This is a genomic window from Sphaerotilus hippei (genome assembly GCF_003201595.1).
GTDB lineage: Bacteria > Pseudomonadota > Gammaproteobacteria > Burkholderiales > Burkholderiaceae_C > Sphaerotilus > Sphaerotilus hippei.
Window position 1 is genome coordinate 27,345 of the sequence record NZ_QJJS01000014.1, and the last position, 14,633, is coordinate 41,977.

Sequence of the window (14,633 nt, forward strand, 5' to 3'; positions counted from 1 at the left end):
GCGGCGGGACCGCGCGGCCGCCGCGCCACCCGGCTCAGCCGATGGCCGCGTAGTCACCCAGCCCGTCGGGCCACGCGGTCAGGAGCTCGAAGCCCCCGGGCGTCACGGCGACCATGTGCTCCCATTGCGCGGAGAGCGAATGGTCACGCGTCACCACGGTCCAGCCGTCGGCCAGCTCCTTCACCGCCCGCTTGCCGGCGTTGATCATCGGCTCGATGGTGAAGACCATGCCCGGCTCCAGGCGCAGGCCCTGGCCGGCCTGGCCGTAGTGGCAGACCTGGGGCGCGTCGTGGTAGACCTGCCCGATGCCGTGCCCGCAGTACTCGTGCACGACGCTGAAGCCCGCACGATGGGCGACGTCCTGGATGGCCGCCCCGACATCGCCGAGCGTGGCGCCGGGGCGCACCTTCAGGATGCCCGCGCGCATGGCCTCGTAGGTCGTGTTCACCAGGCGCCGCGCCAGCGGGCCGGGCTCGCCGACGAAGTACATGCGGCTGGTGTCGCCGTACCAGCCGTCCTTGATGATCGCCACGTCGAGGTTGAGGATGTCGCCCTTCCTCAGGATCTTGGCCGCCGACGGGATGCCGTGGCAGACCACGTGGTTGACCGACGCGCACACCGTCTTGGGGAAGCCGTGGTAGCCGACGTTGGCCGGGATCACCTTCAGCTCGTCGACGATGAAGTCGTGGCAGATCCGGTCCAGCTCCTCGGTGCTCACGCCGGGGCGGACGTGCGGCGTGATCATGCTCAGCACGAGGGCGGCCAGCCGGCCGGCCTCACGGGCCAGCGCGATCTCGGCGGGCGAACGCAGGGTCACCTTCTTCATGGCCGGACCTCCCCGGCGGTGGCTGCCTCGGGCGCGACGCAGGCCGCCACCGTCCTCAGGTCGAATCCACCGGCCTGCTCGATCCGGATCAGCAGCTGGCAGATGTCGCTGTGGCGCAGCTGCGGATGCAGCTCGGCGAGCATGCCCACCCGCATCCAGTGCTCGGCCTGCGCGTTGATGGAGCGCGAGAGTGCGGTGCCGGCCAGGCGCAGGCTCTCGTGCATCTGGTCTGAAATCTTGACGATGCCCACGGCAGAAATATCCGAAATGTATATGGTTCGTATAATAACATCCTGCTTCTCCACGCTCGTCACGGCACCGGCCGGTGCCAGAATCCCCCCATGACCTACGGCATCACCGACCTCACCGCCTTCATCATCGGCACGATCTTCATCGTGCTGCTGCCGGGGCCCAACTCCATCTACGTGATGACGGTGGCCTCGCGCCTGGGCGTCGCGATGGGCTACCGCGGCGCGGCCGGCGTGTTCCTGGGCGACACCATCCTGATGGTGCTGTCGGCCACTGGCGCGGCCTCGCTGCTGCGCAGCACCCCGGCGCTGTTCATGGCCATCAAGTACGCGGGCGCAGCCTACCTCGCCTGGATGGGCCTGAAGCTGCTGAAGGCCGCCTGGCAGGCCTGGCGCGATCCGCGCACCGGCGAGCTCGCGGCGATGCCCGTCGAGCACACCCGGCCCTTCCGCACCGCGCTGTTCATCAGCCTGATGAACCCGAAGGCGATCCTGTTCTTCGTGTCCTTCTTCATCCAGTTCGTCTCGCCGGCCTACGAACATCCGGCGCTGTCCTTCGTCATCCTGGGCACGATCGTGCAACTGTGCAGCGCGCTCTACCTGACCGCGCTGATCTTCGGCGGCGTGCGACTGGCCTCGATGGTGCGCCGCCGCCGGCGCCTGTCGGCGGCGGCCACCGGCGCGGTGGGCACGCTGTTCATCGGCTTCGGGGCCAAGCTGGCGAGCGCGTCGCTGCGCTGAGGCCGGCCGTTCAGGCCCCGGGCGGGGCCGCGCCCTCGAACACCGGCAGCCGCAGGCTGAACACCGTCGGCTCGCCCGGCCGGCTGCTGGCGTCCAGGCGCCCGCCGTGGTGGCGCACGATGCCGTGGGCCGAGGCCAGGCCCAGGCCCGTGCCTTCGTTGACGGCCTTGGTCGTGAAGAAGGGCTCGAAGATGCGGGGCAGGACCTCGGGGGCGATGCCCTCGCCGTGGTCGATCACCCGCACGCGGGCCATCACGGCGCCATCGTCGCCCGGGCAGCGGTCGAGCACGACACGCACCGTGCCGCCCTGGCGGCGCTGCGCGTCCCCGGCGTTCTTCACCAGGTTGAGCAGCACCTGGCCGATCTGGGCCGCATCGGCGCGCACCTGGCTGTCCTCGATCGGCTCAATCACCAGTTGCTGGCCACGCGGCAGGCTGGCCGCGAGGATCGCCTCGCCCTGGCGCAGCAGGCCGGCCATCGAGAGGGTGTCGAGCGCGGGCGGTCGTTCGCGGGCGAAGCTGAGCAGCTGGGCGACCAGGCCGGCGGCCCGCTGGCTGGCCTGCAGGATGCCGCCCAGGTTGCGGGCCTGCTGCGAGCCGGGCTCGGCCGTGACCTCGCACAGCTCGGCCAGGCCGATGATCGAGCCCAGCAGGTTGTTGAAGTCGTGCGCCACGCCGGCGGCCAGCGTGGCCACCGCCCGCAGCTTCTCGTTCTGGCGCACGCTGTCCTGGAGCTTGTCGTGCTCCTCGCGCCAGCGCTGCTCGGCCTGCCATTGCTCGTCGATCTGCTGGGGCAGCAGGATGGCCAGCATCAGCGGCATCGCCTCGCCGGCGGCCAGCCGCTGGTGCATGCGCATGCGCTCGGGCGCGGCGCCCCGCTCCAGGCAGCCGGCCGCCAGCTGGGCCTGGGCGCGCTGGTGCAGGGACAGCATGTCGTCCATGCTCACGCGCCGGGGCAGCAGGGACTTGGCCAGCTCGGACGCCGCCAGCAGCACGCTCTCGCGCTGCAGGCCGTCGTCGACCGACAGGTAACGCTCGAGCAGCGCCCGGTAGGCCGGCACCAGCGGCGTGACGATCACGGCAGCACCCGGCAGGCCAGCACCCCGGCGTCATCGCGCGGATGGCGCCAGGCCGACATCAGGTGGGCACACAGGCGGACCGGATCGGCCTGCCACTCGGGCAGCATCAGCGGCAGCTGCAGGCGCTCGTCCAGGCCATCGGTGAACAGCAGCAGCCAGTCGCCGGGCTGCACGTCGACATCAGCCTGCAGCAGGCCCTGGGCGGACCGGTCCGACACGAAGGAGCCGTCGCCGACGATGCCGTAGCGCGAGGGCAGGCGCAGCGTGCTGCCGTCGCGCCAGCGCAGCACCCGCGTATTGCCGATGCCGGCGTGGCGCAGCCAGCCATCCTGCAGCCAGACCAGGCCGACCGCCGCCCCGCGGCCGTCGATCAGCGCCGCGTCCATCCGCCTGAGCATGGCCGGCGGGTCCGCGTCGGCCACGCCGCTGCGGGCCGCGGCCTCGAGCGTCGCCAGCGCACGGCGGGCCGCCTGCGCCGCCAGCGGACCATGTCCGAGGCCGTCGATCACCACCAGCCAGCGGGCCGCCGGCTCGGCACCGTCGGCCCGCGGCCGGGCCGGCACGCAGGCGACGAGGTCGCCGCAGTCCGCCTCGCCCGCCACGGGCTGGCAGCTCGAGGCCAGCAGCAGGCCGCTCACCGCAGCCCCGGCTCGATGCGCGGCGCGTGTGACCACTTGCGGGCACACACGCGGGTGCCCGCACCGGGCTCGGACACCAGCTCGAACTCGTCCATCAGGCGCTGCACGCCGGGCAGGCCGCAGCCCATGCCCCCGCCGGTGCTGTAGCCCTCGCTCAGCGCGAGGGTGATGTCGGCGATGCCAGGGCCGTCGTCGCTGGCCAGCAGCTCCACGCCGTCACGCACCGGCGAGCGCAGCAGACGCAGGCGCAGCACGCCGCCCCGGGTGGTGTGCATCCACAGGTTGTTGGCGAGCTCGGACGCGGCGGTGGCCACATGGGCGGCCAGCAGCGGCGTGAAGCCGTGGCCGAGGCAGAACTGCCGGGCGGCGGCGACCACCTGGGGCACGTCGGACTCGCGCTGCACCGTCAGCTGCAGGTGGCTGGCCACCGGCAGGCCACCGGAGGGGTCCCGGTCCGGGCGGGTCAAGGGCAGGGCCATCAGCCGCGCCGCCGCCGGACGATCTCGATGCGCACGACCGTGCCGTCGCTGCCCGACTGCAGGTCGAAGCGATCCACCAGGCGCCGGGTGCCCGGCAGGCCGGCGCCGAGGCTGCCGCTGGTCGAATAGCCCTCGCCCATGGCCTGCTCGATGTCGGCGATGCCGGGGCCCTGGTCGCAGACCTCGGCCAGCAGGCGCACCTGCAGCGTGTCCGAGCGGTCCTCGAGCACGCAGGCACCGCCCCCGCCATAGACCAGCGCGTTGCGGCCGAGCTCGGAGACGGCGGTCGCGAAACGGGTCTGGTCCATCACCCCCAGGCCGGCGGCCTGCGCCATCTCGCGGGCGTCCAGGCGGGCCTTGAGCAGGTCGGCGCTGGCGCCGAGCTCAATCGTGCGTCGGCTCATCGGGCGCTCCCTCGGCAGACCAGGCCGCATCGGCCGACGCCATCATCGACTGCAGGCGCACCAGCGCCCGCTCGAGGTTGAAGGCGGTGGGAACGTCCACCAGGTTGCGACCCATCTCGACCAGGGTCAGCGCCACGGACGGCTGCACCCCGCAGACGACCACGCTGGCGCCCAGCAGGCGCAGCATGCGGGCGGTGTCGTTGAGCACCCGGGCCATGTAGGAGTCGACCACGTCGAGCGCGCTGACGTCGATCACCACGCCCTTGACCTGGTCGCGGGCGACCCGGTTGGTGACGTCGTCCTGGAAATCCAGCACGCCGTCGTCGTTGACGTCGGCATGCAGCGGCACGATCAGGATCTGCGCGTTCAGGCGCAACAGCGGGACTCGCATGGCTCAGTCCGCCCGGCCGGCCGTCACGCGGCGGCCGGTCATCGTCAGCGCGAGCGCGACACCCGCCTTCAGCGAGCCCCGGGTCGGCACCGACGACAGGTCGATGCCCAGCTTGACCATGGTCTGGGCGGTGGTCGGGCTGATGCCGGTGAGGATCACGCGGGTGCCGAGCATCTCGGCGGCCGCGACGGTGCGCAGCAGGTGACGGGCCACGCTGGTGTCCATCACCGGCACGCCGGTGACGTCGATCAGCGTCACCTCGGCTTCGGTGCGGCCGATGGCTTCGAGCAGGCGCTCGGCCACCTGCACCGCCCGCACCGAGTCGAGCACGCCGACCAGCGGCAGCAGCAGGATGGAGTCCCACAGCGTGATGACCGGCGTCGACATGTCGAGCAGCGACTGCGCCTGGCTGCGGATCACGCCCTCGCGGGTGGCGACGAACTGCGACACCAGCGTCAGCACGCAGCGATCCGACAGCGCCTGGATCTGCAGCGTCGCCCGGCTGCGCTGCTCGGCGTCGTCGGGGCCATGTGCGAGCACCAGGGACAGCAGCGCATCCTTGGCGGCCAGCACGAACTGGACGGAGCCCTCCGGCGACAGGCCCCGGGCGGCGCGCACCTGGCTGGCGTTGCGCAGCACGACGTCCAGGCCGCGCAGGTCGGCCTGCGCGGTCTCGGACAGCTCCGCGCCCAGCGCGTTCTGCATCGCCACGAGCAGCTCGTTCATCTCCAGGCGCAGCTCGGGGCCGTCGAGGTCGATCACCGCCTCGGGAGCGAGGCGGTGGCGCCAGTCCTCCAGCACCGCCTCATGGTGATCGGCGATGAGGGCGCGCAGGGTGCGGGGCAGAGTGGTCATGTCACACCGTGCGCTCGCGCACGTCGCTGGTCAGGTCAGGTGGGGAGCGCCGTTCTCACCGCCGCCTGCAGGGCGGCACGGCCGAACGGCTTCGGCAGCAATTGTGCCGCACCGGCGATCTGGGCCGTGTCCAGGCTGAACTGGGGCGACAGGCTGCGCCGCCCCCCCGAAATGGCGATCACCGGCACCTGCGGCCGGAGCTTCTTGAGCTCGACGATCAGCTGGGCACCATCCATCACCGGCATCAGCATGTCGGTGATCACCAGGTCGACCGACAGGCCCTGGCGCAGCTGCGTGAGGGCCGACGCGCCGTCCTCGGCCTCGCTGACGTGGTGACCGTCCAGGGCCAGCAGCTGGCGCACGGTGTCGCGCAGCAGGGTGTCGTCGTCGACCAGGAGGATGCGGGCCATGTCGGTGAGTCCGGAGAAGAGGAAGGGAGAGGGACGCTGGAACCGTCAGAACAGTTCGATGCGCGGCAGGGACGGGTTCGCACCGCCGGCCGCGGCGGGGCCGCCGTCCCCATGGGCGGCTTCGGCCTCGGCGTACTCGTGGGCGAGCTGCAGCGCCCGGGCCTCGACGGCCGCCGTGTCCCTGGCGCCGCGGCGCAGCTGGCCGACCAGCTCGGCCAGCAGGTCGTGCCGGCGGTCGAAGAACGGGTTCAGGCGATCGACGATCTGCTTGAACACGTCGTGGTACTGGGCCGCATCGAGCAGCTCGCCGATGTCGCGGTCCAGCGCCACGTTGTGTTCGGTGATCGCGGTCAGCAGCATCGCGTAGAACTGGCGCATGTCGAGGTAGCCCTCGTCGAGCTTGTCGGTCAGCGCGAGCAGGCGGGCCGACTCGTGTTCGTTGTGCACCATCTGCTGGGCGAAGTCGCCCTGGCTGCGGCGCTGCACCGTCTCGACCAGCTGGTGGATGCTCTGGCCGATCGACTCGGCCGCGGTGCTCGACTGCAGCGCGAGGCGGCGCACCTCGCCGGCCAGCACCGCGAAGGCCCGTCCGGCCTCGCCCGCCTGGGCCGCGGCGATGGCGGCGTTGATGGCCAGGATCTCGGTCTGCCGCGCCATGCCGCGGATCGTGTCGGTGATGGCCGACAGCCCGCGGACCTCCGACACCAGCTGCTCCAGGTAGCGGCGCTCCTGCTCGATCTGCTGCGGCAGCTGCTGCACGAAGGCGGCCAGTTCGGCGACGATCGAGCCGTTGCGCTCGATCTCGTCCTGCATCTGCACGCTCTGCACGCGGGCGGTGTCGAGGTAGTTCATCAGCTGGCCGGACGACTGGCGCAGGCCATTGACCTGCCCGATCATGCGCAGCGAAGCCGTCCCCGACAGGTCCACGGCGTGGCCGAGCTGGCGGCGCATGCGCTGGTCGAGCTGCTCCAGGCCCTGCACCGCCGCGCAGTCGGGCGGCGTGACCGCCGAGGCGGACGCGGGCGCGGCACCGATCGCCGCCGACCGGCGCACGATCCAGACGAGCAGGCACAGGCCGCCGGCCAGCCCGGGCAGGCCGGCATCCTCCGGGGCCGCGCTGGCGACCCCCAGCAGGAACATCGCCACCGCGCCCACCAGGTGATCGACACGCGCCCGGGCCGACGGGCCCAGCAGTCGCCCCGGCCATCGACCCGGCGAGGCCACGGAAAGGCTTGAAACAGGAGACGGATTCATCGTTCTATCATTTCAACGCCTGCGCACCCCCGGCAAAACACCGATAAGGCCGCAGCGGACGGGCCAATTGTGGGCAGGCCACCCGGCCTCGCCGGCGGCACGGCGCGGCGCATCCGCGACAATCGTGCATGACCTCCGAGACCTCCGCCTCCGCCGCCCCCGACTTCTCCGGCCTGCCGCTGCCCCCGGCCATGCTGGACAACCTGCAGCGCCTGGGCTACACGCACATGACGCCGATCCAGGCCGCCAGCCTGCCGCTGACGCTGGCCGGCAAGGACCTGATCGCACAGGCCAAGACCGGCAGCGGCAAGACCGCCGCGTTCTCGCTGCCGCTGCTGCTGAACCTGAACCCGCGCCGCTTCGCGGTGCAGGCGCTGGTGCTGTGCCCCACGCGCGAACTGGCCGACCAGGTGACGCAGGAGATCCGCCGCCTGGCGCGGGCCGAGGACAACATCAAGATCCTGACGCTGTGCGGCGGCACGACGATGCGCCCGCAGATCGCCAGCCTCGAGCACGGTGCGCACATCGTCGTGGGCACGCCCGGGCGCATCCTCGACCACCTGTCGCGCCAGACGCTGGACCTGGGCGCGCTCAACACCCTGGTGCTCGACGAGGCCGACCGCATGCTCGACATGGGCTTCGCCGAAGACATCGCCCAGGTGCTGCAGCACTGCCCGAAGGAGCGCCAGACGCTGCTGTTCTCGGCCACCTACCCCGACGGCGTGACCAAGCTGGCCACCCGCTTCATGCGCTCGCCGCAGGAGGTGAAGCTGACCGAGCGCCACGACACCAGCAAGATCCGCCAGCGTTTCTACGAGGTCAGGGACGACGAGCGCCTGCAGGCCGTCAGCCGGCTGCTCGACCACTACCGCCCGGCCAGCACGCTGGCCTTCTGCAACACCAAGCAGCAGTGCCGCGAGCTGGTGGCCCTGCTGCAGGCCCAGGGCATCGTCGCGCTGGAGCTGCACGGCGACCTCGACCAGCGTGACCGCGACCAGGTGCTGGTGCAGTTCGCCAACCGCAGCTGCAGCGTGCTGGTGGCCACCGACGTGGCCGCCCGCGGCCTGGACATCGCCCAGCTCGAGGCGGTGATCAACGTCGACATCACGCCCGACATCGAGGTGCACACCCACCGCGTGGGCCGCACCGGCCGCGCCGGCGAGGACGGCTGGGCCTTCAGCCTGGCCAGCCTCGACGAGATGGACCGCGTCGCCCGCATCGACCAGATGCAGGGCCGCGAAAGCCAGTGGCAGCCGCTGAGCGAGCTGACGCCGTCGTCCGCGGGCGAGCCGCTGCGCCCGCCGATGGTGACGCTGCAGATCCTGGGCGGGCGCAAGGAGAAGATCCGCGCCGGCGACGTGCTGGGCGCGCTGACCAAGGACCTGGGCCTGCCCGGTGCGATGATCGGCAAGATCAACGTCAACGAGTTCTCGACCTACGTCGCGGTGGACCGCAGCATCGCCAAGGACGCGCTGCACGGCCTCAACGAAGGCAAGGTCAAGGGCAAGTCGGTGAAGGTGCGGCGGCTCTGAGCCCCGGGGCGGCGGTCGGGATCAGCCCGCCGTCGCACATTCGTCCAGCATCCACTGCCTGAACCCGGCCAGCAGGCCCGACGAGCGCAGCGCGTGGGGCTGGACCAGGAAATAGCCCCGCTCGGTGCGCACCGGCCGGGTGACGGCGGTCACCAGCTGGCCGCTGCGGATCAGCTCGTCGACCAGCGGCAACCAGGCCAGCGCCACGCCCTGGCCGGCGATGGCCGCCTGGATCACCAGCGCGTAGTTGTTGAGCGTCAGGTCGCGGCGCTCGGCGGCGGTGGTCAGGCCGTGCAGCGCGAACCAGTGGGACCAGGTCAGCCAGCGCGCCGGCTCGGCGCTCTCCAGATGCAGCAAGGGCAGCCCGCCCAGGGCGGCCGGCTCGCCCTCGAGCCCGTGCCGGGCCAGGAAGGCCGGACTGCACACCGGCACCACCACCTCCGGAAACAGCCGCTCGGCCTGGCAGCCCGGCCATGAGCCGCTGCCGAAGGCGATCGCCACGTCGACCGGCTCGCCGCGGATGTCGAACTCGTTCTGCGAGGTCACGATGCGCACGTCGATGTTCGGAATCGACGCCCGCAGCGCCGCCAGGCGCGGCATCAGCCAGTAGGTGGCGAAACCGAAGTCGGTGACCACCGTCAGGACCTGCCGGTCATGGCGCGCGCGCAGCCGGTTCACCGCCTCGCCCAGGCCACCGAGGCTGGCGTGGACCGCCTCGAACAGAAAAGCCCCGTCGGCCGTCAGCGACACCCCGCGATGCTCTCGCCGGAACAGCGGCAGGCCCAGGTCCTCCTCGAGCAGGCCGATGCGCTGGCTGACCGCCGGCTGGCTCGACCCCAACTCCCGCGCCGCCGTCGTGAAACTCAGGTGGCGGGCCGCTGCCTCGAAGAATACCAAGCTCTGCAGCGGCGGCAGCCGACGTTGGTTTGCCATATCGATCCGTTATGCGTGCATTAAAAAATACCGGCTTCACACCGCAGAAACCCCAGTGCTAGACTGAAATTAACCCATAAAACCCACTGATGCAAGGCCTGGTCGATGAGCACCCGCAAGCCCCATATCCTGATATTGATGGCCGACCAGCTGACCGCCAGTGCACTGGCTGCATACGGGAATACCGTCAGCAAGACGCCACATATTGACGCGCTGGCACGAGGCGGTGTCGTCTTTGAATCGGCGTACTGCAACAGCCCCCTTTGCGCACCCTCCCGATATATTTTCATGTCGGGCCAACTGCCCTCCCGGATCGGGGCTTTCGACAATGCCTCGGAAATGCCATCGGAGGTCCTGACCTTCGGCCATCACCTGCGCCACGCACAGTATCGAACCATACTGTCGGGCAAGATGCACTTCTGCGGTGCGGACCAGCTGCATGGCTTCGAGGAGCGCCTGACCACCGACATCTACCCGGCCGATTTCGGCTGGACCCCCGACTGGGATCACCCCGACGAGCGGCCCAGCTGGTATCACAACATGGGCTCGGTGATCGACGCGGGCACCTGCATCCGCAGCAACCAGCTCGACTTCGACGACGAGGTGGTCTTCGCCGCGCAGCAGAAGCTCTACGACCTGGCGCGCGACCCGGACCCGCGGCCGTTCTGCATGGTCGTCTCCCTGACGCACCCGCACGACCCGTACGCCATCCCCGAGCCCTACTGGAACCTGTTCCGCGACGAGGACATCGACCTGCCGAAGGTCACGTTGAGCCCCGAGCAGCAGGACCCGCACTCGCTGCGCCTGCGCCACGTGATGGCGCTGGACCGGACCCCCGTCACCGAGCAGCAGGTGCGCAACGCGCGGCGGGCCTACTACGGCTCGATCGCCTACGTCGACGAGCAGTTCGGCCGGATCCGGCACACGCTCGAGCAGGCCGGCCTGGCCGAGGACACCATCATCGTCGTGCTGGCCGACCACGGCGACATGCTGGGCGAGCGGGGCCTCTGGTACAAGATGAGCTTCTTCGAGAACGCCTGCCGCATCCCGCTGATCGTGCATGCACCGCGGCGTTTCCGGCCCCACCGGGTGCAGGCCTCGGTGTCACTGGCCGACCTGCTGCCCACGTTCGTGGACCTGGCCACCGATGGCCAGGCGCCGCCCGGCCCCGAGCCGATCGACGGGCGCAGCCTGCTGCCCCACCTGCTGGAGCAGGGCGGCCACGACGAGGCCATCGGCGAGTACTGCGGCGAAGGGGCGATCGCCCCCATCGTGATGATCCGGCGCGGGGCGCACAAGTTCGTGCACTGCCCGGCCGACCCCGACCAGCTCTACGACCTGGGCCGCGACCCGCTGGAGCGGCACAACCTGGCCGGCGACCCGGGCTCGGTCGCGCAGGTGGCCACGTTCCGCGCCGAGGTGGCAGCGCGCTGGGACCTCGACGCGCTGCACCAGCGCATCCTGGCCAGCCAGCGGCGGCGGCGCTTCCACTTCGAGGCCCAGCGGGTCGGCCGCCCGCACGCCTGGGACCACCAACCCATGCAGGACGCCAGCCAGCGCTACATGCGCAACCACATCGATCTCGACACGCTCGAGAGCCGCGCCCGTTTTCCCGCCGTCAAGTCGAACCCGTTCCTCAACCTGGAGTAGTTCCCGATGCGCCATCCCCGAGCCACGTTCATTTCCGCCGGCCTGATGGCCTGCACCCTGCTGTGCGGACCCGCGGCACGGGCCGCCGATGCCGAGGCCTGCAGGCTGGTGCGCATGGCCGACCCGGGCTGGACCGACATCACCTCGACCAACGCCGTCGCCGGCGTGCTGCTGCAGGCGCTGGGCTACGAGCAGAAGGTGTCGAACCTGTCGGTGCCCATCACCTACGTGGGCCTCCAGAAGGACCAGATCGACGTGTTCCTGGGCAACTGGATGCCGGCGCAGAAGCCGATGGTCGAGCCGCTGATCAAGGAAGGCAAGCTGAGCGTGCTGCGCGCCAACCTGCCCAACGCCAAGTTCACGCTGGCGGTGCCGGCGCACGTGGCCGCCGCCGGGGTGAAGAGCTTCGAGGACCTGGCGCGCCACGCCGACCGCTTCGACCGCAGGATCTACAGCATCGAGCCGGGCTCGCCGGCCAACCAGAACATCAAGAAGATGATCGAGGCCCGCAGCTACGGCCTGGAGGGCTGGACGCTGGTGGAGTCGAGCGAGCAGAGCATGCTCAGCCAGGTCGCGCGCAAGGAGAAGGGCAAGGAATGGATCGTCTTCCTCGCCTGGGAGCCGCACCAGATGAACACGAAGTTCCAGATCAGCTACCTGGACGGCGACAAGACCTACTTCGGCCCCAACTACGGCAGCGCCACCGTGCACACCGTCGCCCGCCGCGGTTATGCCACGCAGTGCCCCAACGCCAGCCGCCTGTTCAGCCAGATGGAGTTCAGCGTCGACCTGGAGAACCGGATCATCACCGAGGTGCTCGAGCAGAAGAGCGACGCGCGCACGGCCGCCATCCGCCAACTCAAGGCCAACCTGGCGCTGCTCGAGACCTGGCTGGCCGGCGTGACCACCCGCAGCGGCGAGGACGGCCTGCCGGCGGTGAAGAAGCTGCTCGCGCAGCACTGAGCGGATCCGGGCGCCGGACGGCGCTCGCCGGCAGCAGGTCGGCCTGGGTGCGGGTCAAGGGGAGCCGGGCCACGGGGGGAGGCCGGGGGCAGGGGACGCATGGCCGGGGGCATGCGGGGCGGGGGCAGGGCGGGGTCGCTTGGTCTTTTTTCGCAGAAGCAAAGCCGCTTTGCTTCGTTGTTGCGCGACCAACGGCTCCGTATCGTCGGGCTTGCTTGCTGTCCATCGCCACCGGGCGAGGTCCTCAACAGTCGCCCGCACCCCCGCATCCCGTTGGAGAACCCCATGACCTTCCGCCCCACACCCACCCGCCGTGCCGCCGTGCAGGCGCTTGCACTGATCGGCCTGGCCTGCGGCGCCTCCAGCACGCTGGCCCAGACGACGACCCCGGTGCGGATCGCCTATCAGACGGGCATCGATCCGACCAAGGTCCCCCAGGCCGACGGGACCTATGAAGCGGCCACCGGCACCCGGATCGAGTGGCGCAAGTTCGACACCGGTGCCGACGTGATCACGGCCATCGCCTCGGGCGACATCCAGATCGGCAACGTCGGCTCCAGCCCGCTCGCCGCCGCGGCCAGTCGCCAGCTGCCGATCGAGACCATCTTCATCGGCGGCGAGATCCAGTCGGCCGAGGCCCTGGTGGCGCGCAACGGCGCCGGCATCCACGGCCCGAAGGACCTCAAGGGCAAGAAGATCGCCGTGCCGTTCGTCTCGACCACCCACTACAGCCTGCTGGCCGCGCTGAAACACTGGGGCGTGGACCCCAGGAGCGTGACCGTCCTGAACCTGCGGCCGCCCGAGATCGCGGCGGCCTGGCAGCGCGGTGACATCGACGCGGCCTATGTGTGGGATCCGGCCCTGGGCCGGATCAAGGCCAGCGGCAAGGTGCTGACGCACTCGGGCGAAGTGGGCAAGTGGGGCTCACCGACCTATGACACCTGGATCGTGCGCAAGGACTTCGCCGAGAAGAACCCGGACTTCGTGGCCCAGTTCGTCAAGGTCTCCGGCGAGGCCAACGCGGCCTACCGCCGCGACCCCAAGGCCTACGTGGCCAACACCGGCAACCTGGAGAAGATCGCCAGGCTGACCGGGGCCAAGCAGGAGGAGATCGCCGACCAGCTGGCCGGCAGCCGCTTCCCGACGCTCGAGGAACAGGTCTCGCCCGCCCTGCTCGGCGGCGGCACCGCGAAGGCCGTGGCCAGGACGGCCGCCTTCCTGAAGGAGCAGGGCAAGGTCGATCAGGTGCTGGCCGACTACGGCCCGTACGTGTCCGCCCGCCATGCGCAGGCCGCCCTCAAGGGAGCGAAGCTGGCCCGCTCGGCCCCCTGAGCCTGGAACGGGCGACGCCCGATCGAACGACGAACCGCAAGGAGGATGACCATGCTGGAACTGCGCAACGTGGGTGTGCGCTACACCTCGGGCCGGGGCGCGTCGCGTCGCCAGACGGACGCCCTGTCGGGCATCGACCTGACCCTGCCGGCGGGCCGGCTCCTGGTCATCCTGGGGCCCTCGGGCTGCGGCAAGTCCACGCTGCTGAACGTGATCGCGGGCTTCGTGCCCGCCACCTCCGGATCGGTCCACCTCGATGGCCGGCAGGTCACCGGCCCCGGGGCCGACCGCGGCGTGGTGTTCCAGGACGACGCCTTGCTGCCCTGGCTGGACGTGCTCGGCAACACGGCCTTCGCGCTGCAGCTGCGCGGCGTGCCCAAGGCCGAGCGGGAGGCGCAGGCACGCCGGTCGCTGGCCCTGGTCGGCCTGCAGGACTTCGAGCACCACGCGGTGTGGGAGCTCTCGGGAGGCATGCGCCAGCGTGTGGGCATCGCCCGCGCACTGACGGCCGACCCGGCGCTGCTGCTGATGGACGAGCCCTTCGGCGCGCTGGACGCACTGACGCGCGAGCGCATGCAGGAGCTGCTGCTGAAGGTGTGGCGGGCCAGCGGCAAGACCGTGGCCGTGGTCACGCATGGCGTCGAAGAAGCCGTCTTCCTCGCCACCGACCTGATCGTGATGTCACGCTCGCCGTCCGGCATCTCGCGCCACCTGGCGCTGGACTTCGGCCACCGCCATGCGCGGGGAGAGCCGGCACGGTCGGTCAAGTCCGATCCGGCCTTCATCGCCGTGCGCGAGGAGGTGCTGCAGCTGGTGCATGCGCAGGACGGCGCGCGACCCGGTGGCGCCGCCACCGCCGCCTCCGTCGTGTCCTTCCACCCCGCCCAGGAGGCCTGAAG

The 14,633-nt window shown here is 70.8% G+C and carries 17 protein-coding genes; 6 read left to right on the top strand and 11 right to left on the bottom strand.

Going from position 1 to position 14,633, the window contains the following annotated elements:
• Positions 1-34: 34 nt before the first annotated feature.
• Together map and C7444_RS14280 are read right to left on the bottom strand one after the other, a co-directional pair.
• Positions 35-826, bottom strand: coding sequence for a type I methionyl aminopeptidase (gene map / locus C7444_RS14275; RefSeq protein ID WP_110401524.1), 792 nt, complete (start codon positions 824-826; stop codon positions 35-37).
• A complete protein-coding gene (locus C7444_RS14280) occupies positions 823-1,077 on the bottom strand; it encodes a ParD-like family protein (RefSeq protein ID WP_110401525.1) in 255 nt (84 codons plus the stop codon). Before C7444_RS14280 ends, map begins: the two co-directional genes overlap by 4 nt.
• A gap of 90 nt (positions 1,078-1,167) precedes the next feature.
• Here C7444_RS14280 and leuE point away from each other — a divergent pair, with 90 nt between their 5' ends.
• Positions 1,168-1,815 (top strand): leucine efflux protein LeuE, encoded by a 648-nt coding sequence (gene leuE / locus C7444_RS14285; RefSeq protein WP_110401526.1) that lies wholly within the window; start codon positions 1,168-1,170, stop codon positions 1,813-1,815.
• A 10-nt stretch (positions 1,816-1,825) separates the two neighbouring features.
• Here leuE and C7444_RS14290 read toward each other — a convergent pair whose 3' ends face one another.
• From C7444_RS14290 to C7444_RS14320, 8 genes are read right to left on the bottom strand one after another with little or no spacing between them, the layout of a single operon-like run.
• Positions 1,826-2,893, bottom strand: coding sequence for a sensor histidine kinase (locus C7444_RS14290; RefSeq protein WP_110401527.1), 1,068 nt, complete (start codon positions 2,891-2,893; stop codon positions 1,826-1,828).
• Positions 2,890-3,531 (bottom strand): SpoIIE family protein phosphatase, encoded by a 642-nt coding sequence (locus C7444_RS14295; protein WP_170130761.1) that lies wholly within the window; start codon positions 3,529-3,531, stop codon positions 2,890-2,892. The genes C7444_RS14290 and C7444_RS14295 overlap by 4 nt, the downstream gene beginning before the upstream one ends.
• On the bottom strand, positions 3,528-4,010 hold the full coding sequence (locus tag C7444_RS20295) for an ATP-binding protein (RefSeq protein ID WP_170130762.1): 483 nt from the start codon (positions 4,008-4,010) through the stop codon (positions 3,528-3,530). Before C7444_RS20295 ends, C7444_RS14295 begins: the two co-directional genes overlap by 4 nt.
• The gene (locus C7444_RS14300; RefSeq protein ID WP_110401529.1) at positions 4,010-4,414 is read right to left on the bottom strand and encodes an ATP-binding protein; all 405 of its coding nucleotides are present in this window, start codon (positions 4,412-4,414) and stop codon (positions 4,010-4,012) included. The genes C7444_RS20295 and C7444_RS14300 overlap by 1 nt, the downstream gene beginning before the upstream one ends.
• Entirely contained in the window at positions 4,395-4,805 is a 411-nt protein-coding gene (locus C7444_RS14305) for an STAS domain-containing protein (protein WP_110401530.1), read from the bottom strand. Before C7444_RS14305 ends, C7444_RS14300 begins: the two co-directional genes overlap by 20 nt.
• Before the next feature lie 3 nt (positions 4,806-4,808).
• Positions 4,809-5,660, bottom strand: coding sequence for an STAS domain-containing protein (locus C7444_RS14310; protein ID WP_110401531.1), 852 nt, complete (start codon positions 5,658-5,660; stop codon positions 4,809-4,811).
• Between the two features lie 35 nt (positions 5,661-5,695).
• On the bottom strand, positions 5,696-6,070 hold the full coding sequence (locus C7444_RS14315) for a response regulator (protein ID WP_110401532.1): 375 nt from the start codon (positions 6,068-6,070) through the stop codon (positions 5,696-5,698).
• A 45-nt stretch (positions 6,071-6,115) separates the two neighbouring features.
• Positions 6,116-7,324 carry a methyl-accepting chemotaxis protein gene (locus C7444_RS14320; RefSeq protein ID WP_110401533.1) on the bottom strand — a complete coding sequence of 403 codons (1,209 nt, stop codon included), beginning with the start codon at positions 7,322-7,324 and terminating at the stop codon, positions 6,116-6,118.
• Between the two features lie 128 nt (positions 7,325-7,452).
• On the opposite strand from C7444_RS14320, the gene dbpA reads away from it, so the two are divergent.
• On the top strand, positions 7,453-8,856 hold the full coding sequence (gene dbpA / locus C7444_RS14325; protein WP_110401534.1) for an ATP-dependent RNA helicase DbpA: 1,404 nt from the start codon (positions 7,453-7,455) through the stop codon (positions 8,854-8,856).
• A gap of 21 nt (positions 8,857-8,877) precedes the next feature.
• On the opposite strand, the gene C7444_RS14330 is transcribed toward dbpA, so the two are convergent.
• A complete protein-coding gene (locus C7444_RS14330; protein WP_110401535.1) occupies positions 8,878-9,789 on the bottom strand; it encodes a choline sulfate utilization transcriptional regulator in 912 nt (303 codons plus the stop codon).
• 105 nt (positions 9,790-9,894) lie between these two features.
• Between C7444_RS14330 and betC the strand changes: the two genes are divergently transcribed.
• The 4 genes from betC (at position 9,895) to tauB (ending at position 14,631) form a co-directional block, all read left to right on the top strand.
• Positions 9,895-11,439 carry a choline-sulfatase gene (betC, locus tag C7444_RS14335; RefSeq protein ID WP_110401536.1) on the top strand — a complete coding sequence of 515 codons (1,545 nt, stop codon included), beginning with the start codon at positions 9,895-9,897 and terminating at the stop codon, positions 11,437-11,439.
• Between the two features lie 6 nt (positions 11,440-11,445).
• A complete protein-coding gene (choX, locus tag C7444_RS14340; RefSeq protein WP_110401537.1) occupies positions 11,446-12,402 on the top strand; it encodes a choline ABC transporter substrate-binding protein in 957 nt (318 codons plus the stop codon).
• Positions 12,403-12,687: 285 nt separating this feature from the next.
• Positions 12,688-13,734 (top strand): taurine ABC transporter substrate-binding protein, encoded by a 1,047-nt coding sequence (gene tauA, locus C7444_RS14345; protein WP_110401538.1) that lies wholly within the window; start codon positions 12,688-12,690, stop codon positions 13,732-13,734.
• A gap of 45 nt (positions 13,735-13,779) precedes the next feature.
• Positions 13,780-14,631: a taurine ABC transporter ATP-binding subunit gene (tauB, locus tag C7444_RS14350; RefSeq protein ID WP_110401539.1), complete on the top strand. Its 852-nt coding sequence runs from the start codon at positions 13,780-13,782 to the stop codon at positions 14,629-14,631.
• Positions 14,632-14,633 lie beyond the last annotated feature (2 nt).